The organism is Variovorax ginsengisoli, from assembly GCF_030486595.1.
GTDB lineage: Bacteria > Pseudomonadota > Gammaproteobacteria > Burkholderiales > Burkholderiaceae_C > Variovorax > Variovorax ginsengisoli_B.
In genome coordinates, this window is the sequence record NZ_JAUJZH010000003.1 from 75,546 (window position 1) to 101,739 (window position 26,194).

Sequence of the window (26,194 nt, forward strand, 5' to 3'; positions counted from 1 at the left end):
CCAGTGCCGCCCGTAATCACGATCGCCGTTGATTGCATGGGCGGAGACCATGGGCCGCGCGTTACGCTTGCGGCCTGCCGGGCGTTTCTCGAGCGCCACGCCGAGTCGTCGCTGCTGCTGGTCGGCGCGCCGGCTGCCCTGGCGGGCTTCTCGCATCCTCGTGCCACGGTCATCGGGGCCAGCGAAGTGGTCGGCATGGACGACCCGATCGAGGTCGCGCTGCGCAAGAAAAAAGACTCCTCGATGCGGGTCGCGATCCAGCAAGTCAAGGACGGCGCGGCGCAAGCTGCGGTTTCTGCCGGCAACACGGGCGCATTGATGGCGATCGCACGCTATCTGCTCAAGACGCTCGACGGCATCGACCGGCCGGCCATCGCCCCGCAGCTGCCCAACAGCAAGGGTGGCGCGACCACGGTGCTCGACCTCGGTGCCAATGTCGATTGCGACGCCGAGGATCTCCTGCAGTTCGCGGTGCTGGGCTCGGCGCTGGTGTCGGCGCTGACGGGCAACGAATCGCCCAGCGTCGGCCTGCTCAATGTCGGTGAAGAAGCCATCAAAGGCAGCGAAACCATCAAAAAAGCGAGTCAACTGCTTCGAAAAGCGGCCAATTCGCAAGATTTGAACTTCTACGGCAACGTCGAGGGCAACGACATCTTCAAGGGCACGACCGACATCGTGGTGTGCGACGGTTTCGTTGGCAATGTGACCTTGAAGGCCACCGAGGGCGTGGCTTCGATGATCGTGGACTTCCTGCGAATCGAATACTCCAGCGGCATCTTCAGCAAATTTGCTGCGATCGTTTCTTATCCGGTATTAAAAGCGCTCAAAAAGCGGCTTGACCATCGGCGTTACAACGGCGCCGCGTTGCTGGGCCTGCGCGGCCTCGTCTTCAAGAGCCATGGCTCCGCGGACGAAGTGGCCTTCGGCCACGCCCTCGATCGCGCTTATGATGCCGCTCGCAACAACCTGCTCGACCGTGTGCGGGCCCGCATCGCCCACGCCGCGCCACTGCTCGCACGGCAAGACTCGGCGGCGCCGGCCGACACGCCGGCGCTTCACGTCTGATGACCCCTTTTTCCCGCATCACTGGCACCGGCAGCTTCCTGCCGCCCCGCCGCGTGACCAATGACGACCTGGCCCAGGAACTCGCCGCCCGCGGCATCGAGACCTCCGACCAGTGGATCATCGAGCGCACCGGCATTCGCGCTCGCCATTTCGCAGCCCCCGACGTGTCCAGCAGCGACCTCGGTCTGGAAGCTGCGAAGCACGCGCTCGAAGCTGCCGGCCGCAGCGCCGCCGACATCGACCTGATCATCGTCGCCACCTCCACTCCCGACATGGTGTTTCCGTCGTCGGCGGCGATCCTCCAGCACAAGCTCGGCATCGCGGGCTGCGCCGCCTTCGACGTCCAGGCGGTGTGCAGCGGCTTCGTCTACGCGCTGACGGTGGCCGACGCGATGATCCGCACCGGCAGCGCCAAGTGCGCGCTGGTGGTCGGTGCCGAAGTGTTCTCGCGCATCCTCGATTTCAACGATCGCACGACCTGCGTGCTGTTCGGCGATGGCGCTGGTGCCGTGATTCTCGAAGCCAGCAACGAGCCGGGCATCCTGGCGAGCGACCTGCATGCCGATGGCAAGCACGTCGGCATCCTCTGCGTGCCCGGCCATGTGGCGGGCGGCGAGGTGCTGGGCAAGCCGCTGCTGCACATGGATGGGCAGGCCGTCTTCAAGCTGGCGGTGCGCGTGCTCGAGGAAGCGGCCCGCGCCACGCTGGCCAAGGCCGGCAAGACCGAGGCCGACATCGACTGGCTGATTCCGCACCAGGCGAACATCCGCATCATGGAAGGCACGGCCAAGAAGCTGAAGCTCGCGCGCGACAAGCTCATCGTGACGGTCGACGAGCACGGCAACACCTCGGCCGCCTCGATACCGCTCGCGCTCGACGCCGCGGTGCGCTCGGGCAAGGTCAAGAAGGGCGACACGCTGATGCTCGAAGGCGTCGGCGGCGGCTTCACCTGGGGCGCGGTGCTGCTGACCTATTAAGCAATGGAGCGCGCGGCCCCAGGCGGGCCGCGGCGTCCAGGAGACACAACATCATGAAGTCCTTTGCATTCGTCTTTCCGGGTCAGGGTTCGCAGGCGGTCGGCATGCTCGACGCCTGGGGCGACCACCCGGCCGTCGCTGAAACGCTGCGCGAAGCCTCCGATGCGCTCGATGAAGACATCGCTCGCCTGATCCACGAAGGCCCCAAGGAAGCCCTGGCCCTGACCACCAACACCCAGCCCGTGATGCTGGTCGCCGCGATCGCCGCCTGGCGCGCCTGGCGCGCCGAAGGCGGCGCCGAGCCGTCGGTGGTCGCCGGCCATTCGCTGGGCGAATATTCGGCCCTGGTGGCCTCGGGTGCCCTGACGCTGGCGCAGGCGGCGCCGCTGGTGCGCTTCCGGGCCCAGGCGATGCAGCAGGCGGTGCCGGTCGGCGTCGGCGCGATGGCCGCCGTGCTGGGCATGGACGCCGCCAAGGTGCTGGCCGGTTGCGCCGAGGTCACGGCCTCGTTCGGGCCCGGCAGCGCCGAGGTGGTCGAAGCGGTGAACTTCAACGACCCGATGCAGACCGTGATCGCGGGCAGCAAGGCGGCGGTCGACAAGGCCTGCGAAGTGCTGAAGGCCAACGGGGCCAAGCGGGCGCTGCCGCTGCCGGTCTCCGCGCCTTTCCATTCGAGCCTGATGAAGCCGGCCGCCGAGGCGCTGCGCGAGCGGCTGACCTCGGTCCAGCTGGCGGCACCCCGGATTCCGGTCGTCAACAACATCGATGTCGCGGTCGAGACCGATCCCGAGCGCATCCGCGCCGCCCTGGTGCGCCAGGCGGCGGGTCCGGTGCGCTGGGTCGAGACCGTGCAGGCCCTGGAGGCGCGCGGGGTCGAGGCCATCGTCGAATGCGGCCCGGGCAAGGTGCTGACCGGCATGGTTAAGCGGATCGCGCCGGCCGTGGCCGCGGCCTCGCTCTACGATCCGGCGACACTCGCCGAAACCAGGCAACTGCTCGGCGCCTGAGCGCCAACCCACAGGTTCAGTCATGAGTATTCCCAAATTCGAAGGCCAGGTCGCCCTGGTCACGGGTGCCACCCGCGGCATCGGCGCCGCCATCGCGCTCGAACTGGCCCAGCGCGGCCTCAAGGTCATCGGCACCGGCACCTCCGCAGAGGGCGCCGCCAAGATCACGGCCGCGCTCGCGGCCCATGACGGCCGGGGCTGCGTGCTGGATGTCAACGACGGCGCCGCGGTCGATGCCCTGGTCGACGAGATCGTCAAGGTGTACGGCGCAGTCCACGTGCTGGTCAACAACGCCGGCATCACGCGCGACACGCTCGCCATGCGCCTCAAGGACGCCGACTGGGACGCGGTGCTCGACACCAACCTGAAGGCCGTCTTCCGGCTGTCGCGCGCCGTCATCCGTCCGATGATGAAGCAGCGCTACGGCCGCATCATCAGCATCACCAGCGTGGTGGGTGCCTCCGGCAATGCGGGCCAGGCGAACTACGCGGCGGCCAAGGCCGGCGTGGCGGGCATGACGCGGGCGCTGGCGCGCGAGCTCGGCAGCCGCAGCATCACCGTCAACTGCGTGGCGCCGGGCTTCATCGAGACCGACATGACGGCCAGCCTGCCCGAGGCGCAGCAGCAGGCGCTGCTGGCCCAGATCCCCCTCGGGCATCTCGGCAAACCCGCCGATATCGCCCACGCGGTCGCCTACCTGGCGTCGCCGCAGGCTTCCTATATCACGGGGCAGGAACTGCACGTGAACGGCGGCATGCACATGTAGCCCTGCGAACGCAAGCGCTTTCACCCACGGCCGTGCGGCAAATGCCACAATGCGGCCGGCTAAAATCAACCGATTACCTACAACCCTCAGAGGGAACCAAATGAGCGATATCGAAGCACGTGTCAAGAAAATCATTGCCGAACAACTCGGCGTTGAAGAGTCCCAGGTCACCAACGAGAAGGCCTTCGTGGCCGACCTCGGCGCGGACTCGCTCGACACGGTCGAACTCGTGATGGCGCTCGAAGACGAATTCGGCATCGAGATCCCCGACGAAGACGCCGAAAAGATCACGACGGTCCAGAATGCCGTCGACTACGCCACCAAGAATCAAAAGGCCTGACACGGCCGCGCTGAGTCGCCGTCGCCCCGGTCCGCGGTTTCAACGCCTGCGTGCACCGGCCAGCGGCCTCAGCTTCCAGAAAGGTATGCCGGCATGACCAAACGCCGCGTCGTCGTGACCGGACTCGGTTGCCTCGCTCCTGTCGGAAATTCCGTCGCCGAGTCCTGGGCCAACCTGTTGGCCGGGAATTCGGGCATCGACACCATCACCAAGTTCGATGTGAGCGCCTTCTCCTGCAGGTTCGCAGGGGAGGTCAAGGGTTTTGACATCAAGGACTACATCCCCGAGAAAGAAGCGCGCCACATGGACCGCTTCATCCATCTCGGGCTCGCGGCCGCCATCCAGGCGGTGCAGGACAGCGGTTTGCCCACCGGCGACGCGCTGACCGAAGAAGATGCGGTGCGCATCGGCTGCAACATCGGCTCCGGGATCGGCGGCCTGCCGCTGATCGAGGACACGCACGCCGAACTGGTCAACCGCGGCCCGCGCCGCGTGTCGCCGTTCTTCGTGCCGGCGTCGATCATCAACATGATCTCGGGCCATGTTTCCATCAAGTATGGATTCAAGGGTCCGAACATCGCGGTGGTGACGGCCTGTACCACCGGCCTGCATGCGATCGGCACTTCGGCCCGCATGATCGAATACGGCGACGCCGACGTGATGATCGCCGGCGGCGCCGAATCGACCGTCTCGCCGCTGGGCCTTGGCGGCTTTTGCGCCGCGCGCGCCGTGTCGACGCGCAACGACGACCCCAAGACCGCCTCGCGGCCCTGGGACAAGGACCGCGACGGCTTCGTGCTCGGCGAGGGTGCCGGCGTGGTCGTGCTCGAGGAGTACGAACGGGCCAAGGCGCGCGGCGCCAAGATCTACGCCGAGGTCTCCGGCTTCGGCATGAGCGGCGATGCCTTCCACATGACGGCGCCCAACGTCGACGGCCCGCGCCGCTCGATGCAGATGGCGCTGGCCAATGCGGGCGTCAATGCCGACGAGGTGCAGTACGTGAATGCGCACGGCACGTCGACGCCGCTGGGCGACCTGAACGAGACCAACGCGATCAAGAACGCCTTCGGCGATCACGCCCGCAAGCTGGTCGTGAACTCGACCAAGTCGATGACCGGCCACCTGCTGGGCGGTGCCGGCGGCATCGAGTCGGTGTTCACGATCCTCGCGCTGCATCACCAGAAGAGCCCGCCGACGATCAACATCTTCCATCAGGATCCGGAGTGCGATCTCGACTACTGCGCCAACGAGGCGCGCGACATGAAGATCGACGTCGCGGTCAAGAACAACTTCGGTTTCGGCGGCACCAACGGCACGCTGGTGTTCAAGCGCGTTTGATACTTTTCAACCCATGCACAGCGCCCCGTCGGTGAACTATCCGGTGGGGCGTTCGCGCTATGCGCGACGCCTTCTGGTCTCGCTCTGGGCGCTCGGTGTCGCCAGCGCCACGCTCGCGTCCCTGCAGGCCGACGGCTTCGACTGGCGCCAGGCGATGCTGGCGCTGAGCGCCGTCGTGGCCGGCGCGGCCGCCTGGACCGGCCTGCTGCAGAGCTCGGCGCCTGGCGAACTGGCTTTCGATGGCCGGCACTGGTCGATGTCGGGCGGCGTCCCGCTGCGCTCGGCCCGCGCCAGCGTGACCCTCGACCTGCAATCCTTGCTGCTGGTGCGCCTGGAAGCGCCTGCCCGGTCGCGGCGCTGGGTCTGGGTCGACCGCCAGGCCTTGCCCGAGCGCTGGCTGGATCTGCGGCGCGCCCTCCATGCACGCGTGGCACCGGCCGATGCGAGCCCGGCGCCGGCGCCGGTGCATCATCCCCGCGTATGACGGTGTCCCCGCCTCCCGTGCCGCCCGGCACCGGTCCGACCGATGCGCCCGCCGGGGCGCAAAGCCCGGGCGAGGTCGATTTCCAGCTGGTTCAGCGCACCGTCGCGGGCGACCAGAAGGCCTTCGAGCTGCTGGTCATCAAGTACCAGCGGCGGATCGAGCGGCTGATCGGCCGCATGGTGCGCGACGTCAACCTGGTCGAGGACATCGCCCAGGAGACCTTCATCCGTGCCTACCGCGCGCTGCACCAGTTTCGCGGCGACGCCCAGTTCTATACCTGGCTCTACCGGATCGCGGTCAACACGGCGAAGAAGGCGCTGGTCGACATGAAGCGCGATCCGACCATCTCCGAAAGCGCCCTGCGATCGTCTTCTGACGACGACGATGAAACTTACCGGCCCGGAAACGAACCAATCAGCGACGAGACCCCCGAAACCGTGCTGGCGGCCAATGAAATCGCGGCAGCCGTCGAGGCGGCGATGGAAGCGCTGCCGGCCGAACTGCGGCAGGCGGTGACGCTGCGCGAGATCGAGGGCATGAGTTACGAAGAGATCGCCGAGGTCATGAATTGTCCGATCGGCACGGTGCGGTCGCGGATTTTCCGCGCCCGCGAGGCTATTTCGACCCGGGTCAAGCCCTTGCTGGACAACCAGTCGGGCAAGCGCTGGTAAGCAGGTGAACAAGATGAACCAAACAAAGACAGTCCAAGAGCAGGTTTCCGCGCTCGTCGACGGCCATTTGCGCGACGGCGAATTTGCCGACGTGGTCGGCAGGCTGGGTGTCGACCCCGAACTGCGGGCGACCTGGCAAACCTATCACCTGGTGGGCGACGTCCTGCGCTCGGGTGGGCATGCCGCCTGCAGCGACACCTCGGCCTTCCTGTCCCGATTCCAGAGCCGCCTGGCGACCGAGCCCCCGGTGCCGTTGGGGGTGTCTGTGGCGGCCGAGCCCCCGCCGGCGCGTCTCAGGGTCGAAGCGGCCAACGAACCGGTGTTCCGCTGGAAGCTGGTGGCCGGCGCCGCCTCGCTGGCCGCGGCGGCAGCGATCGGCTGGAACTGGGTCGGCGTTGCGGATTCCCGTGCGGCCGGCGCCCAATTGGCGCTGCAGCAGGCCGCACCGGCCGTGGTCGCCACGGCCGAGGCGCCGAAGGCGGCTGCGCCGAGCCTCGCGGCGAGTCGGGTCATGATCGGCAACGGCAATCCGCAGGTCATGCTGCGCGATCCGCGTCTCGATCAACTGCTCGAAGCCCACCAGCAAGCCGGAGGCGCCTCGCAAATGCCTTCGGGCTTCCTGCGCAACGCCACCTTCGACCGGCCGTCGCGCTGACGTCAGTGCCGGCAGCTTCAGCAATGACTCATTCGATGCCGATCTCCGCACGCGGATTCCTGGTTCTGGTGGCGGCGTTGTGCATGGCGCAGGTGTCGCTCGCCCAGAGCCGTCCTGCCCCGGCCGCCGCGAAAAGCTCGCCCGCCGCCGGCGGCGACCTGCCTGCCATGGGCGTTGTCGAGTGGCTCGAGCGCATGCATGCGGCTGCCCGGCAGCGCAGCTACGTCGGCACCTTCGTGGTGTCGGCGCCGGCCGGCAACCTGTCGAGCGCGCGCATCTGGCATGTCTGCGAGGGCGACCTCCAGATGGAGCGCATCGAGGCCCTGTCGGGGCCGCCGCGCTCGACCTTCCGGCGCAACGACCAGGTCGTCACCTTCCTGCCCGACTCGAAGGTCGTCAAGCGCGAGAAGCGCGAGAACCTGGAGATCTTCCCGAACCTGTCGGGCGCGCCCGACTCGTCGATCGCCGACTCGTACGGCGTGCGCGCGATCGGCAAGGACCGGGTCGCCGGATTCGACACCGACGTGGTCCAGATCGAGCCGCGCGACGGCTTGCGCTTCGGCTACCGGGTCTGGAGCGAGCGGCGCTCGGGCCTGGTGGTCAAGCTGCAGACCCTCGATCGCGACAATAAGGTGATCGAGCAGTCGGCCTTCTCCGAACTCCAGCTCGATGCGCCGGTCAAGGTCCACGCGCTGGCGCAGATGATGGGCAGCACTGCCGGCTACCGGGTCGAGAAGTCGGAACTCGAGCGCACTACGGCCGAGCGCGAGGGCTGGGCGCTCGGCAAACCGGTCTCGGGCTTCCGGCCGGTCAGCTCGTTCCGGCGTCCGATGGGCGGCGACGGACTGGGCCATACGATGCAGTGGACCTTCACGGATGGCCTGGCCACCGTGTCGCTGTTCATCGAGCCCTACGATGCGCAGCGCAAGCCCGAGGAAGTGCTGCTCGCGCTCGGCGCCACCTACACGCTCACGCGCCGGCTGACCGGCAAGGACGGCGACTGGTGGCTGACCGCGGTCGGCGAAGTGCCCCCGCAGACGCTGGATGCATTCGCTCAAAACCTGGTCCGCGCCCGCTAAGCGCGTCCCTCGCAGTTTTCGACTCTCTTCAACGAAAGAAACCGATGATGCTCAAGATCAAGGGGAACACCTTCCGTTCGTCCCTGATGGCCTGCGCGCTCGCGCTCGCTTCGACCACCGCGCTGCTGCCAGCGACCCCTGTCCATGCGCAGGCGCGCGCGCTGCCTGATTTCACCGACCTGGTGGACCAGGTGGGCCCGTCCGTGGTCAACATCCGCACCATCGAGAAAATCGCACAGGGCGGCGCCAGCGGGGAGCCCGACGAGGAAATGCAGGAGTTCTTCCGCCGTTTCTTCGGCCAGCCGATGCCCGGCGTCCCGCGCCAGGGTCCGCGCCCGAACCGGCCGCAGGCGCCCGACGAGGAGCGCCCGCGCGGCGTCGGCTCGGGCTTCATCCTGTCGTCCGACGGCTTTGTGATGACCAACGCCCACGTGGTCGACGGCGCCTCCGAGGTGCTGGTCACGTTGCCGGACAAGCGCGAGTTCAAGGCCCGGCTCGTCGGGGCCGACAAGCGCACCGACGTCGCGGTTGTCAAGATCGACGCCACCGGGTTGCCGGCGGTCAAGGTCGGCGACGTGTCGAAGCTGCGGGTGGGCGAGTGGGTCATGGCGATCGGCTCGCCCTTCGGCCTCGAGAACACAGTCACCGCCGGCATCGTGAGCGCCAAGCAGCGCGACACCGGCGACTACCTGCCGTTCATCCAGACCGACGTGGCCATCAACCCCGGCAACTCGGGCGGTCCGCTGATCAACATGCGCGGCGAAGTGGTGGGCATCAACAGCCAGATCTATTCGCGTTCGGGCGGCTTCATGGGCATCTCGTTCTCGATCCCGATCGACGAGGCGAGCCGGGTCGCTGACCAGCTCCGTGCCTCGGGCCGCGTGTCGCGCGGGCGCATCGGCGTGCAGATCGACCAGGTCACCAAGGACGTGGCCGAATCGATCGGCCTGGGCAAGGCGCAGGGCGCGCTGGTGCGCGGCGTCGAGGCCGGTTCGCCGGGCGAGAAGGCCGGCATCGAGCCGGGCGACATCATCACCAAGTTCGACGGCAAGTCGATCGAGAAGCCGAGCGACCTGCCGCGCCTGGTGGGCAACACCAAGCCCGGCACCAAGAGCTCGATCACAGTGTTCCGCCGCGGCAGCTCGCGCGACATCAACGTGACCATCGCCGAGATCGAGCCCGACAAGCCGACCAAGGTGGCGGCCGATCGCGACGAGCCTGCGGCCAAGCCCTCGGCCTCCGCGGCCGCCAAGTCGATGGGGCTGGCGCTGAGCGACCTCACCGATGCGCAGAAGAAGGAGCTCAAGCTCAAGGGTGGCGTGCGGATCGATTCCGCCACCGATGCGGCCGCGCGCGCCGGCCTGCGCGAAGGCGACGTGGTACTGGCGGTGAGCAACACCGAGGTGGCGAACCTGAAGGAATTCGACGCCGCCCTGGCCAGGGCGGACAAGAGCAAGCCGGTCAGCCTGCTGTTCCGCCGGGGCGACTGGGCTCAGTACGCGCTGCTCCGGCCAGCCCGCTGATCGCACGATGGACGTCAAGTGGCCCCACCCGGCAGTCGGGTTTGGGGTCATTTTTCGGCCAGTGTCGCGCGCCCACCGCAGCCTCCAAGAAATTTTTTTGACAGGTCGAACGACGTATTTTGGTTGGTGATTACTAACTTAAAAGGTCTCTAACGATGAATTTCGGTAGAATAGGGCCTCTCTGATCGCCGCTCGTCGCATAAGCAGTCCGAGGTGCTTCACGATGCGAGATTCCCGCAGCCCGTCCACCGGCGCTCCACAGTTCGCCCACAAGTTGTTAAGCGATTGCTCCACCGACCCTGTTGATAAGTTGTTAATAAGTGGCATGTTGCTGACCTGCAACGACCCCTCCCGGGCTTCGGCCCGGCTGTACGCGCCCCCCTTTTTGCCTACAATGAAGTTCCAACTACTGCAGTTGCCATTGCTTGTTGGTTCAGGGCGCGTCTCTAGGGGACGCGCCCTTTTTTCTTGCCTGACGCCTTCTGCGCCCGAGCCAATTCAAGTACTTAAGCGTTCCCGTTGATGAATCACATCAGAAATTTTTCGATCATTGCGCACATCGATCACGGCAAGTCGACGCTTGCCGATCGCTTGATCCAACGTTGTGGTGGTCTCGCCGAACGCGAGATGGAAGCGCAGGTTCTCGACTCGATGGACATCGAGAAAGAGCGTGGGATAACCATCAAGGCTCAGACCGCCGCACTGCACTACAAGGCCAAGGACGGACAGGTCTACAACCTCAATCTGATCGACACGCCGGGCCATGTCGACTTCTCGTATGAAGTGAGTCGCTCGCTGTCGGCATGCGAAGGCGCGTTGCTCGTCGTCGATGCGAGCCAGGGTGTCGAAGCGCAGACGGTCGCCAACTGCTACACCGCGCTCGACCTCGGCGTCGAAGTGGTGCCGGTGCTCAACAAGATGGATCTGCCCAACGCGGACCCCGACAACGCGCGCACCGAAATCGAGGACGTGATCGGCATCGATGCGACCGATGCAATCCCGTGTTCCGCGAAGACCGGCATGGGCATCGAGGAAATCCTCGAGGCCGTGGTTGCGCGGATGCCGGCGCCGCGCGGCAATCCCGACGGTCCGCTGCGCGCGATGATCATCGACAGCTGGTTCGATCCCTATGTCGGCGTGGTGATGCTGGTGCGCGTGGTCGACGGCCGGCTGGTCAAGGGAGAGCGCATCAAGATGATGGCCTCGGGCGCGATGTACAACGCCGACAACATCGGCGTCTTCACGCCCGCCAACGAGCCGCGCGCCACGCTCGAGGCCGGCGAGGTCGGCTACATCATCGCCGGCATCAAGGAACTGCAGGCGGCCAAGGTCGGCGACACCGTGACCTTGATCAAGCCCGGCACCGGCGGCGCGGCGGCCACCGCGACCGAGGCGCTGCCCGGCTTCAAGGAGATCCAGCCGCAGGTGTTCGCCGGCCTCTATCCGACCGAGGCCAGCGAGTACGACTCGCTGCGCGACGCGCTCGAGAAGCTCAAGCTCAACGATTCGTCGCTGCGCTACGAGCCCGAGGTGAGCCAGGCGCTGGGCTTCGGCTTCCGCTGCGGCTTCCTGGGTCTGCTGCACATGGAGATCGTGCAGGAGCGGCTGGAGCGCGAGTTCGACCAAGACCTCATCACGACCGCGCCGAGCGTGGTCTACCAGGTCATGAAGAACGACGGCGAGGTGATCCTGGTCGAGAACCCGTCGAAGATGCCCGATGTCGGCAAGATGGCCGAGATCCGCGAACCGATCGTCACGGTTCACCTCTACATGCCGCAGGAGTACGTCGGCGCCGTGATGACGCTGGCCAACCAGAAGCGCGGCGTGCAAATGAACATGGCCTACCACGGCCGCCAGGTCATGCTGACCTACGAGATGCCGCTCGGCGAGATCGTGCTCGACTTCTTCGACAAGCTGAAGTCGGTCAGCCGCGGCTACGCCTCGATGGACTACGAGTTCAAGGAGTACCGGGCCTCGGACGTGGTCAAGGTCGACATCCTGCTGAACGGCGAGAAGGTCGATGCGCTGTCGATCATCGTCCACCGCAGCCAGAGCCAGTACCGTGGCCGGGCGGTGGTCTCGAAGATGCGCGAGATTATCTCGCGCCAGATGTTCGACGTCGCGATCCAGGCCGCCATCGGGGTCAACATCATCGCCCGTGAGACAATCAAGGCCCTGCGCAAGAACGTGCTCGCCAAGTGCTACGGCGGCGACATCACCCGCAAGAAGAAGCTGCTCGAGAAGCAGAAGGCGGGCAAAAAAAGAATGAAGCAGATCGGCTCGGTCGAGGTCCCGCAAGAGGCCTTCCTCGCCATCCTGCAAGTCGAAGACTGATGAATCCCCCCCGATGCAACGCCGGTTCTGCGGCATCTCCGGCATGGGGCTGCACACAAGAAAACTAAGATGGCATTTCTTACATCCCTGATCCTTGCGGCCTTCGCGGGCTACATCGGCGCCTGGTATTTCGGCGTGGTCGAAGGCAACTTCGCGCTGCTGCTGTTCCTGGCGACCGTGGTCACCGGCCTCTACTGGCTGGCCGAACGCTTCTATTTCCTGCCCAAGCGCCGGCGCGCAGCCGATGCGCTCGACGCCTCGCTGGCCCAGCGGCGCGAGGAGCTTGCGCGCCAGGGCATCACGCAGGTCGACACGGTCGACACCAAGGCGCGCGAACGCCTGGTCATGCAGCCTTGGTGGCTGGACTGGACCGCCGGCCTGTTCCCGGTGATCCTGGCCGTGTTCCTGCTGCGCTCCTTCCTGTTCGAGCCCTTCAAGATTCCGTCGGGCTCGATGATGCCGACGCTGCTCACGGGCGACCTGATCCTGGTGAACAAGTTCGTCTACGGCCTGCGGCTGCCGGTCATCAACACCAAGATCACCGAAGGCCGGGCGCCGGAGCGTGGCGAGGTCATGGTGTTCCGCTACCCGCCCAAGCCGAGCATGGACTACATCAAGCGCGTGATCGGCGTGCCGGGCGACGAGGTGTCCTACCTCAACAAGAAGCTCACGATCAACGGCCAGCCGGTGCCCAAGGTGGCGATCCCCGAGTACTTCGACGAGGAGACGATGCGCTACCTCAAGCAGTACAACGAGGATCTGGGCGGGAAGGAGCACCGCCTGCTCAACGACGACAGCCGCCGCGCCGGGCTCTCCGAGGCCGAGATCATGCCGTTCCCGAACCAGGAAAATTGTCGTTACAGTGTCGAGGGCGTGGTGTGCAAGGTGCCGCCCGGACACTATTTCATGATGGGTGACAACCGCGACAACTCGCTCGATTCGCGTTACTGGGGTTTCGTTCCGGACCAGAACATCGTAGGCAAGGCCTTCCTGGTGTGGATGAACTTCGGCAACCTCAAGCGCATCGGCACATTCCAATAAGCATCCGGTTCAGATCGAGGGGAAGAGGGCATGAGAGCTAGGAAGACAGGACACAAACAGCGCGGCATCTCGTTCATCGGGTTGCTTTTCGTCGCGATCGTGCTGGCGTGCGTCGGCGTGGTGGTGGCGCAGGTGATTCCGACGCTGATCGAATACCAGGCGATCACCAAGGCCGCCGGCAAGGCCACGGCGGGCTCGACCGTGCCCGAAGTGCGGGCCATCTTCGATCGGGCCCAGGCCATCGACGACTTCCAGTCGGTCAGCGGCAAGGACCTCGACATCAAGAAGGACGGCGACAAGGTGGTGGTGTCGTTCGCCTACGACCGCGAGATCCATCTGTTCGGCCCGGCCTACCTGCTCCTGAAGTACCGGGGCCAATCGCGTTGACGTCTTTTTCCCCGTGACCGACGGCGGCCTCGTCGCGCTGCAGGCGCGCCTCCAGCATTCCTTCGCCGATGCACGGCTGCTGCAGCAGGCGCTGACGCACCGCAGTTTTTCGGCCGACCACAACGAGCGGCTGGAGTTTCTCGGCGACTCGGTGCTGAACCTGGCGGTGTCGCACCTGCTCTACGCGCGGCTGGCGACCCTGCCGGAGGGCGACCTGTCGCGGGTCCGCGCCAACCTGGTCAAGCAGGACACGCTGCACCAGCTGGCGCTCAAGCTGGCGCTGTCGCCCTTGCTGCGGCTGGGCGAGGGCGAATCGCGCTCGGGCGGCCAGAACCGGCCGTCGATCCTGGCCGATGCGCTGGAGGCGGTGATCGGTGCCGTCTACCTCGATGCCGGCTACGCGGCGGCGCAGGCGCTGGTGCACCGGCTCTACGAGTCGGTGGCGATCAGCCCGCGCATGGAGGCGGCCTCCAAGGACCCCAAGACCGAATTGCAGGAATGGCTGCAGGGTCACAAAATGAAGCTGCCCGCCTACCGCGTCGTCGGAACGCTGGGGGCGGCACACAAGCAGACTTTCGATGTCGAATGCGAGGTGCCCGACCTGGGCCTGCGCGAACGCGGCATCGGCGGCTCGCGCCGCGCCGGCGAGCAGGCCGCCGCGGCGGCCATGTTGATCCGGCTCAAGGCGCGAGGCGCGAAGGCAACCCCATGAACGAAGTGAACGAATCCATCCTCCCCCCGGCCGGCGACGGCGCGGAAGGCGCCCGCCGCTGTGGCCTGGTGGCGATCGTCGGCAAGCCCAACGTCGGCAAGTCGACCTTGCTCAACGCCCTGGTCGGGCAGAAGATCAGCATCACCTCGCGCAAGGCCCAGACCACCCGGCACCGCATCACCGGCATGCGCACGCTGGGCGCGACCCAGTTCGTCTTCGTCGACACGCCGGGCTTCCAGACCCTGCACGCCAATGCGCTCAACAAGTCGCTCAACAAGACCGTGCAGGGCGCGGTGGGCGATGTCGACCTGATCCTGTTCGTGGTCGAGGCCGGCAGTTTCACGCCGGCCGACGAGCGCGTGCTCAAGCTGCTCGGCAAGGGCATCCCGACCGTGCTGCTGGCCAACAAGCTCGACAACGTGCACCGCCGCGGCGACATCGCCCCCTGGCTGCAGACCATGCAGCAGAAGCACGAGTTCGCCGAATTCGTGCCGATGTCGGCCAAGAACGCGAAGGATGTCGAGCGCCTGTTCGGCATCTGCGAAAAGTACTTGCCCGAGCAGGACTGGTTCTATGCCGAGGACGAACTCACCGACCGGAGCGAGAAATTCCTGGCCGGGGAACTGGTGCGCGAGAAGCTGTTCCGCCTGACCGGCGACGAACTGCCCTACACCTCGACCGTCGTGATCGACAAGTTCGAGGAAGAACCGCCCCAGAAGAAGGGCCAGAAGCGGCTGCTGCGCATCGCCGCCACGATCGTGGTCGAGCGCGACGGCCACAAGGCGATGGTCATCGGCGACAAGGGCGAGCGCATCAAGCGCATCGGCATGGAAACGCGCGTCGAGCTCGAGAAGCTGGCCGACGCCAAGGTGTTCCTCGAGCTCTGGGTCAAGGTGCGCTCGGGCTGGGCCGACGACGAAGCACGGGTCCGCTCCTTCGGATACGAGTGAGTGGCCGTCAAGCGCGTTTCGCATGAACCGGCCTATGTGCTCCACCGCTACGACTGGAGCGAGACCAGCCTGATCCTCGAGGTTTTCACGCGTCACCTGGGGCGGATCGCGCTGGTGGCCAAGGGGGCCAAGCGGCCGAGCTCCAACTTCCGGCCGGTGCTGCTGCCGCTGCAGCCGCTGCAGCTCAATTTCACCGGCGAAGCCGAGATCCGGACGCTCAAGGCGGCCGAATGGATGGGCGGCCACGTGATGCCGACCGGCGAGTCGCTGCTGTCGGGCTACTACGTCAACGAACTGCTGATGCGGCTGCTGGCCCGCGACGATCCGCACGAGCTGCTGTTCGACGCCTACGCGGCGGTGGTCCAGGTGCTGGCGAGCGACCATGGGTCGGCGCAGGCGGCGACCCAGGCGGCCGGGCTGCGGGCCTTCGAGCTGCTGCTGCTGCGCGCGGTCGGGCTGCTGCCGTCGCTGGACGCCCAGACCGCCACCCTGACGCCGCTGGCGCCGTCGGCGCGCTATGCGCTGGTGCCCGAGGCCGGGCTGCGCCAGGCAGACGATGCCGAGCCGGCGCTGCGGGCCGCCGAATGGGAGGCCCTGCAGGCGGCGCTGGACGATCGGGCGCCTTTCGCCTCGACCTTGCGCGTCTGCGCCGGCATCAACGGTGCGCTGCGTACCCAATTGCGGGTGCTGCTCAACTACCATTGCGGCGTCGCAACGCTGCACACGCGGCAGATGATGCGGGATCTGCAAGCCCTATGAGCACTCCTATGTCCACAGCCCTGTCCGTCAACCTCAACAAGGTCGCGCTGGTGCGCAACACGCGCCCGCTCGGCATCCCCAGCGTGCTGTTCGCGGCCGCACTGTGCCTGGACGCTGGCGCGCACGGGATCACCGTCCACCCGCGCCCCGACGAGCGCCACATCCGGCCACAGGACGTGCGCGACCTGGCGGGGCTGCTCAAGAAGGACTGGCCGGCGGCGGAGTTCAACATCGAGGGCAATCCGTTCCACAACCTGATGGAGTTCGTGCGCGAGCTGCGTCCGCACCAGGCGACCTTCGTCCCGGACAGCCAGACCCAGGCCACCAGCGACCATGGCTGGAGCTTCCCCGAGGACGCCGAGCGGCTGCGCCCGCTGATCGCCGAGACCCGGGCGCTGGGCGTGCGCGTGAGCCTGTTCATGGACCCGGCGCCCGAGATGATGGCGGCCGCCAAGGCGGTCGGCGCCGATCGCGTCGAGCTCTACACCGAGGGCTACGCCGCCTCGCGCGACACCTCCAAGGCGAGCCAGGTGCTGCAGCTCTACGTGGAGGCGGCGCGCGCCGCGCAGGCGGCCGGGCTCGAAGTCAATGCCGGCCACGACCTGAGCCGCGACAACCTGAGCGAATTCCTGCGCGCGGTGCCGGGCGTGCGCGAAGTCTCGATCGGCCATGCCTTCGTTTCCGATGCGCTCGAACTGGGCTACGCCGCGGCGACCCGCGAGTACCTGCGCCGGATCGAAGAAGCGCGATAGACAGAAAGACGACGCTGGCGTGATCTACGGCATCGGCACCGACATCTGCGACATCCGGCGCATTGCCGCCACCTTCGAGCGCCAGGGCGAGCGCTTCGCCCACAAGGTGCTCGGCGAGGCCGAGTTCGCGATCTGGCAGGCCCGCAGCGCGCGCTGGCCGAAGCGCGGTCTGCGCTACCTGGCGACCCGCTTTTCGGCCAAGGAGGCCTTCAGCAAGGCGGTCGGCATGGGCATGCGGATGCCGATGAGCTGGCGGCTGTGCGAAATCCTCAACGAGAAGAGCGGCAAGCCCGTGATCGTGCTGCACGGGGGCCTCAAGGACTGGTTCGAGGCCCAGGGCCTGACCGCCCATGTGACCGTGACCGACGAAACCGACTATGCGGCGAGCTTCGTCGTGGTCGAACGCAAAGAATGACCGACAAGACCTTGCATGCGCCCCTGATCATCGATGTGGCGGGGACCGAACTGAACGCGGCCGACCGCCGCCGGCTGGCCGATCCCCTGGTGGGGGGCGTGATCCATTTCGCCCGCAATTGGAACGACCGGGCACAGATGACGGCGCTCAATGCCGAGATCAAGGCGATCCGACCCGACATGCTGGTCTGTGTCGACCATGAAGGCGGGCGGGTCCAACGCTTCCGAACCGACGGCTTCACGCGCCTGCCGCCGATGCGCACGCTGGGCGAGCTCTGGATGCGCGACCCGCTGCGCGCGACGCAGGCGGCCGTCGCCTGCGGCCGGGTGCTGGGGGGCGAGCTGCGGGCCTGCGGGGTCGATTTCAGTTTTGCGCCGGTGCTCGACCTGGACTACGGCGAGAGCAGCGTGATCGGCGACCGCAGCTTCCATCGCGATCCGCGCGTGGTGGCGCTGCTGGCGCGCAGCCTGATGCACGGGCTGCTGCAGGCCGGCATGGCGAATTGCGGCAAGCACTTTCCGGGACACGGCTTCGTCAAGGCCGATTCGCATGTCGCGATTCCGGTCGACCGGCGCAGCCTCAAGGCGATCCTCGCGGACGACGCGCGGCCCTACGAATGGCTCCAGGGCACGCTCGCGGCCGTGATGCCGGCGCATGTGATCTATCCGAAGGTCGATGCCCGTCCGGCTGGTTTCTCGGCGAAATGGCTGCAGCAGGTGCTGCGCGGCAAGCTCGGCTTCGACGGCGCCGTGTTCAGCGACGACCTCAGCATGGAGGCGGCGCGTCGGATCGACGGCCAGGTCTTGAGCTACACCGACGCGGCGCTGGCCGCGCTCGACGCCGGCTGCGACCTGGCGCTGCTGTGCAACCAGAGCGTGGGGGAGGGGGCGGCGCTCGACGCGCTGCTCGACGGCATGGCCGCGGCCCGGCACGGCGGGCGCTGGCGGCCGGACCCGGCCAGCGAGCGGCGTCGCCGCGGCCTGCTGCCGCGCGGCCCGGCGTTCGACTGGGCAGGGCTCCAGGCCTCTTCCGACTACCTCCAGGCCGTGGGCTTGCTGCCCTGAGCCTTCAGACGGACGGCGTCCACAGCCGCTCGCCGCCGCCGTCGAGGTGCGTCAGGTACAGCCGGAGATCGAACTCGTGCTGGTGGTAGTCGGGCTCCATGTGCATGCAGAGCTTGTAGAAGGCCTTGTCATGCTCGCGCTCCTTCATGTGCGCCAGCTCGTGCACGACGATCATCCGCAGCCACTCGATCGGCACCTCCTTGAACAGGCTGGCCACCCGGATCTCGCGCTTGGCCTTGAGCTTGCCGCCCTGCACGCGCGAGACCGTGGTGTGGGTGCCCAGGGCGTTGCGGATCACGTGCAGCTTGTTGTCGAACACCACTTTCGAGAGCGGCTCGGCGTTGCGCAGGAATTCGCTTTTCAGGTCGCTCACGTAGTCGTAGAGCGCGCGGTCGGTGCGGATATCGTGCGGGGCGCCGTAGCGCTTCTGCAGCCAGTCGCCGAGCCTGCCTTCGGCGACGAGTTTCTCGACCTGGGCGCGCAGCGCCGCGGGGTACGCGGCGAGGTACTTCATGCGGGTTGCGGCGTCCGCTTGCCGGGGGTGGCCGAAGGGGCCGCGGCCGCATAGGCCAGGCCGGCCGCCACGCCGCCGAACAGGTCGCCTTCGACCAGGTCGACGCCGGGGAAGGCGGCGCGCAGCGCGCTCTGGAAAGGGCGCAGCGCCGAGGAGCCCCCGGTCAGGTAGATGGCGTCGAGGTCGCTGGCCTGGAGGCCGGCGCGCTGCACGCAGTCGCGGGCGCAGGCGACCACGCTGTCGAGCAAGGCCGACAGGTGTTGCGCCATGTCGGCCGCGCTCAAGGCGGCCTGCAGGCCGCGCTCCGCGCACGACAGGTCGATCGATACCTCGCCGTTGGTCATCGAGCTGCGGATCTTGGCCTCCTCGACCTCGCTGGCGACGCGGTGGCCCTCGCGGTTGACGAGCACATTCATGAGGCGGTCGTGCAGCCGGGTGTCGAGGTAGCTGCTGCGCAGTTCCTGCACCTGGCGAACCGACTTCGGCGCTTGCAGCCAGTTGATCAGGTGCCAGGTCGAGAGGTCGAAGAAGGTGCGGCTCGGCACTTCGCGGCCCTGTGGCCCGTGGTGGCGGAAGCCCAGCAGCGGCATGGCGCAGGCGAGGCTGAGCCGCTGGTCGTAGTCGGTGCCGCCGATATGCACGCCGGTGGTGGCCAGGATGTCGCTGGCGCGATCGGGGTGGCCCATGCGCTCGGGGCCGAGCCGAACCACCGTGAAGTCGGAGGTGCCGCCGCCGATGTCGACGATCAGCACCAGCGATTCGCGCGTCACGCGGCGCTCGAAGTCGAAGGCGGCCGCGATCGGTTCGTACTGGAACGACACCTCGCCGAGTCCGGCGTTTTCGGCCGCCTGGCGCAGCGAGGCCTCGGCCTGCGCGTCGCGCTTGTCGTCGTCGTCGACGAAGCGGATCGGGCGGCCGATGACGACCCGGCCCGGATGCGCGCCGAGCTGCTCGCGCGCCCGGCTGCCCAGCTCGGACAGGAACAGCGTGATGATGTCCTCGAAGCTGACCAGCTGGTTGTCGATCTCGGTCGGTTCCTGCATCAGCGCGCTGCCCAGGATGCTCTTGAGCGAACGCATCAGCCGGCCTTCGGTGCCGGCCAGGTAGAGCGCCATCGCCTCGCGGCCGAAATGCGTGCTCCGGTCTTCGGAATTGAAGAAGATCGCGGTCGGGATCGCGATGGCCGAGCCTTCGAGCAGCAGCGGACGGGCGCGGCCGTCCTCGCCGACGAAGGCAGCGGCGGAATTCGACGTCCCGAAGTCGATCCCGATCGCGGGGGCGGGCCGGCTCAAGACTCGCGGCGCAGGGCCGGGAACAGGATCACGTCGCGGATGCTCGGCGAGTCGGTCAGGAGCATCATCAGGCGGTCGATGCCGATGCCGCAGCCGCCGGTGGGCGGCATGCCGTATTCGAGCGCGCGCACGAAATCGTGGTCGAAGAACATGGCCTCGTCGTCGCCGCTGTCCTTGGCCGCCACCTGGGCATTGAAGCGCGCGGCCTGGTCCTCGGCGTCGTTGAGCTCGCTGAAGCCGTTGCCGAACTCGCGGCCCGTGATGTAGAGCTCGAAGCGCTCGGTGACCTCGGGGCGCTCGTCGTTGGCGCGCGCCAGCGGCGAGATCTCGGTCGGGTGCTCCATGATGAAGGTCGGCTGCCAGAGCTTTTCTTCGACGGTTTCCTCGAAGTACATGACCTGCAGGCTCGCCAGGCTGCGCTGCGAGAGCTTGTCCTTTTCTTCGCTGAGGCCGATCTTGCGCAGGGCATTGACCAGCCAGGCGGCGTCGTCGACGTTGGTGCCGGCGTCGGTGTGCTTCAGGATCGCCTCGCGGATCGTCAGCCGCTCGAAGGGCTGGGCGAGGTCGACCGGCTTGCCCTGGTACTCGAGCTGCTGGCTGCCCACCGCCTTGTCGGCGATGGTCCGGATGAGCGTCTCGGTGAAGTCCATCAGGTCGCGGTAGTTCCAGTAGGCCGCATAGAACTCCATCATCGTGAATTCCGGGTTGTGCCGGACCGAGATGCCTTCGTTGCGGTAGCTGCGGTTGATCTCGAACACGCGCTCGAAGCCGCCGACGATCAGCCGCTTGAGGTACAGCTCGGGCGCGATGCGCAGGAACATCTCCTGGTCGAGCGCGTTGTGGTGCGTCTTGAAGGGCTTGGCGTTGGCGCCGCCCGGGATCGGATGCAGCATCGGCGTCTCGACCTCGAGGAAGTCGTTGGCCACCATGAACTCGCGCAGCGCGCTGACGGCCTTGCTGCGAGCCGCGAAGCGCTCGCGCGCGGCGCCGTCGGTGATCAGGTCGACATAGCGCTGGCGGTACTTCTGCTCCTGGTCGGCCATGCCGTGGAACTTGTCGGGCAGCGGCCGCAGGCTCTTGGTCAGCAGGCGCAGCTGCGTGACCTTGACCGACAGCTCGCCGGTCTTGGTCTTCATGAGCGTGCCGACGGCGCCGATGATGTCGCCGAGGTCCCAGCGCTTGAAATCGGCGTAGGCCTCTTCGCCGATCGCGTCGCGCTGGACATAGAGCTGGATGCGGCCGGTGGCGTCCTGCAGGGTGGCGAAGCTGGCCTTGCCCATCACCCGCTTGAGCATCATGCGGCCGGCCACGCTGACCTCGATCGGCGTGGCTTCCAGCACCTCGGCCTCGGTCTCGCCGTGGACGGCGACGAGTGCCGCCGCGCGGTGGCCGGGCTTGAAGTCGTTCGGGAACGCGACGCCCTTGCCTTCCGCCTGCGCGCCGCGCAGCGCCTTGAGCTTCTCGCGCCGTTCGGCGATGAGCTGGTTGTCGTCGACGGCGGGCGCCGATGCGGGGGCCGCGGCGGGCGCGGGAACGGAGGGGGTCAGGTGGTCGGACATGGGCGCTGGAGTGGGGGCGCGGCAAAAAGCGCGCAACCCGCCATTTTAACGGGCGCCGGGCGGTGCGCCCCTGGAGCCAGCTACTTTGAGATGCCGGCCCGGGCCAGCAGGTCGCTGACGAGTTCGAGGCGCATCAGCGGGCTGTCGAGCGCCATCAGCCTCTGCTTGAGCTCGGTCTTCATCGGCAGCAATTCGCACCAGCGGTTCGCGACCCAGCCGCAATCCTCGAAACGGTAGGGCTCGCCGATCGGCAGCCGCACGCCATCGCCGCCTTCCATGCGGCGCCGCTCGTCGAGGGTGTCGACCAGGCGCCGGAGGGCGTCGGCCGTGTGCTGGAGGTCGTCGGGCAGGGCCAGTGGAACGTCGTCGGGGACGGCGTCGACCTCGGCGGTCCAGAGGCCGTGCTTCTGCAGTTCGCTCGAGCGCAGCCGGAAGCGTTGCGTGCCGACGCATTCGATCTGCATCAGGCCGGCCTGCGGGGCGTCGAATTCGCGGATCACGGCCAGCGTGCCGACCTCGGCGAAGGACTCGGCTTCGGCGCCGGGCCGTCGAACTTCCTGACCCTGCGTCAGCGAGACGACGCCGAAAGGGGCGCCATTGCGGTGGCAGCGGCCGATCATGTCGAGGTAGCGGACCTCGAAGATGCGCAGCGGCAGCAGCCCGTCGGGAAACAGCACCGTGCCGAGCGGGAACAAAGGAAGGGCGCGCAGAAGGGGTTGTGTCGTCATCGATGAACCTTGGCGTGGCTATCATCGCATTCCTTCACGACCAAGCGCCATGTTCTATCAGATCCCCTCGTTCCTGCTCGACGTGATAGTCGGCCTCCTGGGCGGCGCCTGCCTGCTGCGTCTCTACATGCAATACCACCGGGTGCCCTTCGGCAATCCGCTCGGGCGCTTCGTGTTCGCGGTCAGCGACTGGATCGTGCTGCCGCTGCGCCGCGTGATTCCGTCGGTGAAGCGCTGGGACCTTGCCAGCGGGGTGGCCGCCTGGCTCCTGGTGCTGGCCAAGTTCCTGCTGCTGTGGCTGCTGCTGGGCGGCATCGGACGCTGGGCCGTGCTGCCGCTGGTGTCGCTGATCGGGCTGCTTCAGCTCGCAGTGTCCGGACTGACCGCGCTGCTGATTGTCCACGCGGTGCTGTCCTGGGTGCCCAACGCATCGTCGATGCTGCACGACCTGATCGCGCGCCTGGCTGAACCGCTGGTGCGGCCACTGCGCCGCTTCATTCCGCTGGTCGGCGGCGTCGACCTGTCGGTGCTGGCCGCGATCGTGCTGCTGCAGGTGGTCGCGATCGTTCTGGGCAACCTGATGCAGGGCGCCTTCACCCTGGGCTGATCGGCCGGCGCAGCTAGGCCCGTTCGTGAAACACCGCGGAACTGGCTCTGCCAGGCCGCTGGTGTTGCCCCCGGTAGGGGGGTGGGCGCCCGGACACGAAGTGCCGGGCAACCTGGGGGGCGAGCCTAGTCCACTGCGTCGGCGGGCTGGCGCAGCAGCATGGCCAGGGTGCTGGCGATGGTCTTGCGCAGTTCGCGGCGGTCGCAGATGAAGTCGACCGCGCCCTTGGTCTGCAGGAACTCGGCGCGCTGGAAGCCCTCGGGCAGGGTCACGCGCACGGTAGATTCGATCACGCGCGGGCCGGCGAAGCCGATCAGCGCCTTGGGCTCGGCGATGACGACGTCGCCGACGAAGGCGAAGCCGGCGCTCACGCCCCCCATCGTCGGGTCGGTCAGCACGCTGATGTAGGGCAGGCCCTTCTTGGCCAGGCGGGTGAGCGCCGCATTGGTCTTGGCCATCTGCATCAGCGACAGCAGCCCTTCCTGCATGCGCGCGCCGCCGGTGGCGGTGAAGCACACGAAAGGCACCTTCTGCTCGATGGCTGTCTCGACGCCGCGCACGAAGCGCTCGCCGACCACGCTGCCCATGCTGCCGCCCATGAAGTCGAACTCGAAGCAGGCAACCACCAGGTTGATGCTGTGCACCGAGCCGCCGATCACGACCAGGGCATCGGTCTCGCCGGTGTTTTCGAGCGCTTCCTTGAGCCGCTCGGGGTACTTGCGGCTGTCCTTGAACTTCAGGGCGTCGACCGGCAGCACTTCCTGGCCGATCTCGTAGCGGCCCTCGGGGTCGAGGAAGGCGTCGAGACGCGCCCGCGCACCGATGCGGTGGTGGTGGCCGCAGCTTGGGCAGACGTTCTGGTTGTGCTCCAGGTCGGTCTTGTAGAGCACGGTTTCGCAGCTCGGGCACTTGATCCAGAGGCCCTCGGGCATCTGGCGCCGCTCGCTCGGGTCGGTCGGCGTGATCTTGGGGGGAAGCAGTTTTTCAAGCCAGCTCATGGTGCTCCTTCGTTGGCATGGATTATCCGCCAGTCGCGGACCGGGGCAGGGCGTCGAGCGCCTGGCGGATCCCGGCCAGGAAGTCGCGCACCGCCGGCACCACCGCGTCGCGCGGCTGGCCGTCGATCAGCTGGATGATGCGGGTGCCGATCACGACCGCGTCGGCGGCCGCGCCGACCGCCTGGGCGGTGCCGGCGTCGCGGATGCCGAAGCCCACGCCGACCGGCACGCCCACGTGCCGGCGGATGCGCGGCAGCATGCGGCCCACGGCGTCAGTGTCGAGGTGGCCGGCGCCGGTCACGCCCTTCAGCGAGACGTAGTAGACGTAGCCGGTGGCGATGCGTCCGACCTGGGCCATGCGCTCGTCGGTGCTGGTCGGCGCCAGCAGGAAGATCAGGTCGATGCCATGGGCCTTCAGGGCGGCGGCGAAGTCCTCGCATTCCTCGGGCGGATAGTCGACCACCAGCAGGCCGTCGACGCCCGCGGCCGCGGCGTCGCGGATGAAGGCGCCCTTGCCGTGCACGCCGTCGTAGCGCTCGACCGGGTTGGCGTAGCCCATCAGCACCACGGGCGTGGCTTGGTCCTGCTCGCGGAAGGCGGTGACCATGGCCAGCACCTGCTTCATGCCGACGCCGAGCGCCAGCGCGGCCTCGCCGGCCTGCTGGATCACCGGGCCGTCGGCCATCGGGTCGGAAAACGGCACGCCGAGCTCGATCACGTCGGCACCGGCGGCGACCATGCCGTGCATCAGGGCGGGCGTGATGTCGGCATAGGGGAACCCGGCCGTCACGTAGGGAATCAATGCCTTGCGGCCCTGTTTCTGCAGGGCGTCGAAGGTGGCGGCGATCCGGCTCATCACTTGCCTCCCTTCACTTGCAGGCCGCGCATCGACGGCCGGTCGTAGAAGTCGACCCCCGACAGGTCGGCCACGGTGCCGATGTCCTTGTCGCCGCGGCCCGAAAGGTTGACCAGGATCGACTGGTCCGGCCGCATGGTCTTCGCCAGCTTCATGGCGTAGGCGAAGGCGTGGCTCGATTCGAGCGCCGGGATGATGCCCTCGGTGCGGCACAGGTAGTGGAAGGCCTCCAGCGCCTCTGTGTCGGTGATGCCGACGTACTCGGCGCGGCCGATGTCGGCCAGGTAGGCATGCTCGGGGCCGACGCCGGGATAGTCGAGGCCGGCGCTGATGCTGTGGGTCTCGGTGACCTGGCCGTCGTCGTTCTGCAGCAGGTAGGTGCGGTTGCCGTGCAGCACGCCCGGGCTGCCGCGCAGGATCGAGGCCGAATGCTTGCCGCTGTCCAGGCCTTCGCCGGCGGCCTCGACCCCGATCAGCCGTGTGCGCTCGAACGGGATGTACGGGTGGAAGATGCCCATCGCATTGCTGCCGCCGCCGACGCAGGCCACGACCACGTCGGGCTGGCGGCCTTCGGCCTCGCCCGTGATGCCCTGCGCCGCCAGCATGGCCGGCATCTGCGCGATGCACTCGGTGCCGATCACGCTCTGGAAGTCGCGCACCATCATCGGGTAGGGGTGCGGGCCGGCCACCGTGCCGATGATGTAGAAGGTGTTCTCGACATTGGTGACCCAGTCGCGCATGGCTTCGTTGAGCGCGTCCTTCAGGGTCTTGCTGCCCGACTCGACCGGCACCACGGTGGCGCCGAGCAGGTTCATGCGGTAGACGTTCGGGCTCTGGCGCCTGACGTCCTGGCTGCCCATGTAGACCACGCATTCGAGGCCGTAGCGGGCGCAGATGGTGGCCGTGGCCACGCCATGCTGGCCGGCGCCGGTCTCGGCGATCACGCGCGGCTTGCCCATGCGCTTGGCGAGCATGGCCTGGCCGATCGTGTTGTTGACCTTGTGGGCGCCGGTGTGGTTCAGGTCTTCGCGCTTCAGGTAGATCTGGGCGCCGCCGATCTCGCGGCTGGTGCGCGCCGCATGGTAGATCGGCGAGGGGCGGCCGACGAAATGCGCCAGCTCGTAGTGGAATTCGGCGAGGAATTCGGGGTCGTCCTTGTAGCGGGCGTAGGCGTCGCGCAGCTCGCTGATCGCGTGGGTCAGCGTCTCGCTGGCGAAAGTGCCGCCGTAGATGCCGAAATGGCCGCTGGCGTCGGGTTGCTGGTAGGTGTCCATGGTCTCGATTCGTTGGGCCGGCGCCCGCGGATCGAGGCGGGGCAGCC

At 67.4% G+C, this 26,194-nt stretch carries 28 protein-coding genes; 21 read left to right on the forward strand and 7 right to left on the reverse strand.

Translation table 11 applies throughout. The features are described from left to right. Positions 1 to 3: 3 nt before the first annotated feature. From plsX to nagZ, 20 genes are all read left to right on the forward strand, one after another. Complete coding sequence (plsX, locus tag QZH52_RS04990; RefSeq protein ID WP_301804811.1) at positions 4 to 1,065, forward strand: phosphate acyltransferase PlsX; 1,062 nt, start codon at positions 4 to 6, stop codon at positions 1,063 to 1,065. Beyond that, entirely contained in the window at positions 1,065 to 2,042 is a 978-nt protein-coding gene (locus QZH52_RS04995) for a beta-ketoacyl-ACP synthase III (protein WP_286526865.1), read from the forward strand. The genes plsX and QZH52_RS04995 overlap by 1 nt, the downstream gene beginning before the upstream one ends. Positions 2,043 to 2,095: 53 nt before the next feature. Further along, on the forward strand, positions 2,096 to 3,049 hold the full coding sequence (gene fabD / locus QZH52_RS05000) for an ACP S-malonyltransferase (protein ID WP_301804817.1): 954 nt from the start codon (positions 2,096 to 2,098) through the stop codon (positions 3,047 to 3,049). Between the two features lie 22 nt (positions 3,050 to 3,071). Continuing rightward, positions 3,072 to 3,815, forward strand: coding sequence for a 3-oxoacyl-ACP reductase FabG (gene fabG / locus QZH52_RS05005; RefSeq protein ID WP_301804821.1), 744 nt, complete (start codon positions 3,072 to 3,074; stop codon positions 3,813 to 3,815). A gap of 100 nt (positions 3,816 to 3,915) precedes the next feature. Beyond that, complete coding sequence (acpP, locus tag QZH52_RS05010) at positions 3,916 to 4,155, forward strand: acyl carrier protein (protein ID WP_007830471.1); 240 nt, start codon at positions 3,916 to 3,918, stop codon at positions 4,153 to 4,155. A gap of 93 nt (positions 4,156 to 4,248) precedes the next feature. Next, a complete protein-coding gene (fabF, locus tag QZH52_RS05015; RefSeq protein ID WP_286536961.1) occupies positions 4,249 to 5,493 on the forward strand; it encodes a beta-ketoacyl-ACP synthase II in 1,245 nt (414 codons plus the stop codon). Between the two features lie 13 nt (positions 5,494 to 5,506). Continuing rightward, entirely contained in the window at positions 5,507 to 5,977 is a 471-nt protein-coding gene (locus QZH52_RS05020) for a hypothetical protein (RefSeq protein WP_301804954.1), read from the forward strand. Beyond that, entirely contained in the window at positions 5,974 to 6,648 is a 675-nt protein-coding gene (gene rpoE / locus QZH52_RS05025; protein WP_286526860.1) for an RNA polymerase sigma factor RpoE, read from the forward strand. The genes QZH52_RS05020 and rpoE overlap by 4 nt, the downstream gene beginning before the upstream one ends. Positions 6,649 to 6,661: 13 nt before the next feature. Further along, positions 6,662 to 7,303, forward strand: a complete 642-nt coding sequence (locus tag QZH52_RS05030; protein WP_301804955.1) for a sigma-E factor negative regulatory protein — start codon at positions 6,662 to 6,664, stop codon at positions 7,301 to 7,303. Between the two features lie 23 nt (positions 7,304 to 7,326). Continuing rightward, positions 7,327 to 8,382 (forward strand): MucB/RseB C-terminal domain-containing protein, encoded by a 1,056-nt coding sequence (locus QZH52_RS05035; RefSeq protein WP_301804958.1) that lies wholly within the window; start codon positions 7,327 to 7,329, stop codon positions 8,380 to 8,382. A gap of 44 nt (positions 8,383 to 8,426) precedes the next feature. Further along, positions 8,427 to 9,905, forward strand: a complete 1,479-nt coding sequence (locus QZH52_RS05040; RefSeq protein ID WP_301804961.1) for a DegQ family serine endoprotease — start codon at positions 8,427 to 8,429, stop codon at positions 9,903 to 9,905. 522 nt (positions 9,906 to 10,427) lie between these two features. After that, on the forward strand, positions 10,428 to 12,239 hold the full coding sequence (gene lepA, locus QZH52_RS05045; protein WP_301804966.1) for a translation elongation factor 4: 1,812 nt from the start codon (positions 10,428 to 10,430) through the stop codon (positions 12,237 to 12,239). Positions 12,240 to 12,308: 69 nt separating this feature from the next. Further along, positions 12,309 to 13,280, forward strand: a complete 972-nt coding sequence (lepB, locus tag QZH52_RS05050) for a signal peptidase I (protein ID WP_301804969.1) — start codon at positions 12,309 to 12,311, stop codon at positions 13,278 to 13,280. A 30-nt stretch (positions 13,281 to 13,310) separates the two neighbouring features. Next, a complete protein-coding gene (locus tag QZH52_RS05055) occupies positions 13,311 to 13,667 on the forward strand; it encodes a DUF4845 domain-containing protein (RefSeq protein ID WP_301804972.1) in 357 nt (118 codons plus the stop codon). Positions 13,668 to 13,680: 13 nt separating this feature from the next. Beyond that, entirely contained in the window at positions 13,681 to 14,379 is a 699-nt protein-coding gene (rnc, locus tag QZH52_RS05060; protein ID WP_286510148.1) for a ribonuclease III, read from the forward strand. Next, entirely contained in the window at positions 14,376 to 15,329 is a 954-nt protein-coding gene (era, locus tag QZH52_RS05065) for a GTPase Era (RefSeq protein ID WP_286536967.1), read from the forward strand. Before rnc ends, era begins: the two co-directional genes overlap by 4 nt. Continuing rightward, complete coding sequence (gene recO, locus QZH52_RS05070) at positions 15,330 to 16,088, forward strand: DNA repair protein RecO (RefSeq protein WP_301804981.1); 759 nt, start codon at positions 15,330 to 15,332, stop codon at positions 16,086 to 16,088. Positions 16,089 to 16,096: 8 nt separating this feature from the next. Further along, positions 16,097 to 16,840 (forward strand): pyridoxine 5'-phosphate synthase, encoded by a 744-nt coding sequence (locus QZH52_RS05075; RefSeq protein WP_436411540.1) that lies wholly within the window; start codon positions 16,097 to 16,099, stop codon positions 16,838 to 16,840. A 19-nt stretch (positions 16,841 to 16,859) separates the two neighbouring features. Beyond that, entirely contained in the window at positions 16,860 to 17,255 is a 396-nt protein-coding gene (gene acpS / locus QZH52_RS05080) for a holo-ACP synthase (RefSeq protein WP_286536970.1), read from the forward strand. Next, positions 17,252 to 18,319 carry a beta-N-acetylhexosaminidase gene (gene nagZ, locus QZH52_RS05085; RefSeq protein ID WP_301804988.1) on the forward strand — a complete coding sequence of 356 codons (1,068 nt, stop codon included), beginning with the start codon at positions 17,252 to 17,254 and terminating at the stop codon, positions 18,317 to 18,319. Before acpS ends, nagZ begins: the two co-directional genes overlap by 4 nt. Before the next feature lie 4 nt (positions 18,320 to 18,323). Here nagZ and QZH52_RS05090 read toward each other — a convergent pair whose 3' ends face one another. The 4 genes from QZH52_RS05090 to QZH52_RS05105 form a co-directional block, all read right to left on the reverse strand. Continuing rightward, positions 18,324 to 18,833 carry a YgjP-like metallopeptidase domain-containing protein gene (locus QZH52_RS05090; protein ID WP_301804990.1) on the reverse strand — a complete coding sequence of 170 codons (510 nt, stop codon included), beginning with the start codon at positions 18,831 to 18,833 and terminating at the stop codon, positions 18,324 to 18,326. Further along, the gene (locus tag QZH52_RS05095; RefSeq protein ID WP_301804993.1) at positions 18,830 to 20,125 is read right to left on the reverse strand and encodes an Hsp70 family protein; all 1,296 of its coding nucleotides are present in this window, start codon (positions 20,123 to 20,125) and stop codon (positions 18,830 to 18,832) included. The genes QZH52_RS05090 and QZH52_RS05095 overlap by 4 nt, the downstream gene beginning before the upstream one ends. After that, on the reverse strand, positions 20,122 to 21,684 hold the full coding sequence (gene lysS / locus QZH52_RS05100) for a lysine--tRNA ligase (RefSeq protein ID WP_301804996.1): 1,563 nt from the start codon (positions 21,682 to 21,684) through the stop codon (positions 20,122 to 20,124). The genes QZH52_RS05095 and lysS overlap by 4 nt, the downstream gene beginning before the upstream one ends. Before the next feature lie 80 nt (positions 21,685 to 21,764). After that, complete coding sequence (locus QZH52_RS05105; protein WP_301804999.1) at positions 21,765 to 22,412, reverse strand: LON peptidase substrate-binding domain-containing protein; 648 nt, start codon at positions 22,410 to 22,412, stop codon at positions 21,765 to 21,767. A gap of 49 nt (positions 22,413 to 22,461) precedes the next feature. Here QZH52_RS05105 and QZH52_RS05110 point away from each other — a divergent pair, with 49 nt between their 5' ends. Continuing rightward, positions 22,462 to 23,019 carry a YggT family protein gene (locus tag QZH52_RS05110; RefSeq protein WP_286526842.1) on the forward strand — a complete coding sequence of 186 codons (558 nt, stop codon included), beginning with the start codon at positions 22,462 to 22,464 and terminating at the stop codon, positions 23,017 to 23,019. Positions 23,020 to 23,144: 125 nt separating this feature from the next. Here the strand turns inward: QZH52_RS05110 and accD are convergent, their stop codons facing one another. From accD to trpB, 3 genes are read right to left on the reverse strand one after another with little or no spacing between them, the layout of a single operon-like run. Beyond that, complete coding sequence (gene accD, locus QZH52_RS05115; protein WP_286510133.1) at positions 23,145 to 24,017, reverse strand: acetyl-CoA carboxylase, carboxyltransferase subunit beta; 873 nt, start codon at positions 24,015 to 24,017, stop codon at positions 23,145 to 23,147. Between the two features lie 22 nt (positions 24,018 to 24,039). After that, positions 24,040 to 24,873, reverse strand: coding sequence for a tryptophan synthase subunit alpha (trpA, locus tag QZH52_RS05120; protein ID WP_301805005.1), 834 nt, complete (start codon positions 24,871 to 24,873; stop codon positions 24,040 to 24,042). Beyond that, the gene (gene trpB / locus QZH52_RS05125; protein ID WP_301805006.1) at positions 24,873 to 26,147 is read right to left on the reverse strand and encodes a tryptophan synthase subunit beta; all 1,275 of its coding nucleotides are present in this window, start codon (positions 26,145 to 26,147) and stop codon (positions 24,873 to 24,875) included. The genes trpA and trpB overlap by 1 nt, the downstream gene beginning before the upstream one ends. Positions 26,148 to 26,194: the final 47 nt, after the last annotated feature.

What these genes read in the sequence shown, in the direction of transcription:
- fabD (WP_301804817.1), top strand. Translation starts at nt 2,096, where the DNA reads ATGAAGTCCTTTGCATTCGTCTTTCCGGGTCAGGGTTCGCAGGCGGTC.
- QZH52_RS05035 (WP_301804958.1), top strand. Translation starts at nt 7,327, where the DNA reads ATGACTCATTCGATGCCGATCTCCGCACGCGGATTCCTGGTTCTGGTG.
- trpA (WP_301805005.1), bottom strand. Translation starts at nt 24,873, where the DNA reads ATGAGCCGGATCGCCGCCACCTTCGACGCCCTGCAGAAACAGGGCCGC.
- rpoE (WP_286526860.1), top strand. Translation starts at nt 5,974, where the DNA reads ATGACGGTGTCCCCGCCTCCCGTGCCGCCCGGCACCGGTCCGACCGAT.
- QZH52_RS05105 (WP_301804999.1), bottom strand. Translation starts at nt 22,412, where the DNA reads ATGACGACACAACCCCTTCTGCGCGCCCTTCCTTTGTTCCCGCTCGGC.
- fabF (WP_286536961.1), top strand. Translation starts at nt 4,249, where the DNA reads ATGACCAAACGCCGCGTCGTCGTGACCGGACTCGGTTGCCTCGCTCCT.
- QZH52_RS05110 (WP_286526842.1), top strand. Translation starts at nt 22,462, where the DNA reads ATGTTCTATCAGATCCCCTCGTTCCTGCTCGACGTGATAGTCGGCCTC.
- QZH52_RS05040 (WP_301804961.1), top strand. Translation starts at nt 8,427, where the DNA reads ATGATGCTCAAGATCAAGGGGAACACCTTCCGTTCGTCCCTGATGGCC.
- era (WP_286536967.1), top strand. Translation starts at nt 14,376, where the DNA reads ATGAACGAAGTGAACGAATCCATCCTCCCCCCGGCCGGCGACGGCGCG.
- QZH52_RS05090 (WP_301804990.1), bottom strand. Translation starts at nt 18,833, where the DNA reads ATGAAGTACCTCGCCGCGTACCCCGCGGCGCTGCGCGCCCAGGTCGAG.
- acpP (WP_007830471.1), top strand. Translation starts at nt 3,916, where the DNA reads ATGAGCGATATCGAAGCACGTGTCAAGAAAATCATTGCCGAACAACTC.
- accD (WP_286510133.1), bottom strand. Translation starts at nt 24,017, where the DNA reads ATGAGCTGGCTTGAAAAACTGCTTCCCCCCAAGATCACGCCGACCGAC.
- lepB (WP_301804969.1), top strand. Translation starts at nt 12,309, where the DNA reads ATGGCATTTCTTACATCCCTGATCCTTGCGGCCTTCGCGGGCTACATC.
- QZH52_RS05075 (WP_436411540.1), top strand. Translation starts at nt 16,097, where the DNA reads ATGTCCACAGCCCTGTCCGTCAACCTCAACAAGGTCGCGCTGGTGCGC.
- QZH52_RS05020 (WP_301804954.1), top strand. Translation starts at nt 5,507, where the DNA reads ATGCACAGCGCCCCGTCGGTGAACTATCCGGTGGGGCGTTCGCGCTAT.
- lepA (WP_301804966.1), top strand. Translation starts at nt 10,428, where the DNA reads ATGAATCACATCAGAAATTTTTCGATCATTGCGCACATCGATCACGGC.
- QZH52_RS05055 (WP_301804972.1), top strand. Translation starts at nt 13,311, where the DNA reads ATGAGAGCTAGGAAGACAGGACACAAACAGCGCGGCATCTCGTTCATC.
- nagZ (WP_301804988.1), top strand. Translation starts at nt 17,252, where the DNA reads ATGACCGACAAGACCTTGCATGCGCCCCTGATCATCGATGTGGCGGGG.
- lysS (WP_301804996.1), bottom strand. Translation starts at nt 21,684, where the DNA reads ATGTCCGACCACCTGACCCCCTCCGTTCCCGCGCCCGCCGCGGCCCCC.
- trpB (WP_301805006.1), bottom strand. Translation starts at nt 26,147, where the DNA reads ATGGACACCTACCAGCAACCCGACGCCAGCGGCCATTTCGGCATCTAC.
- fabG (WP_301804821.1), top strand. Translation starts at nt 3,072, where the DNA reads ATGAGTATTCCCAAATTCGAAGGCCAGGTCGCCCTGGTCACGGGTGCC.
- QZH52_RS04995 (WP_286526865.1), top strand. Translation starts at nt 1,065, where the DNA reads ATGACCCCTTTTTCCCGCATCACTGGCACCGGCAGCTTCCTGCCGCCC.
- QZH52_RS05030 (WP_301804955.1), top strand. Translation starts at nt 6,662, where the DNA reads ATGAACCAAACAAAGACAGTCCAAGAGCAGGTTTCCGCGCTCGTCGAC.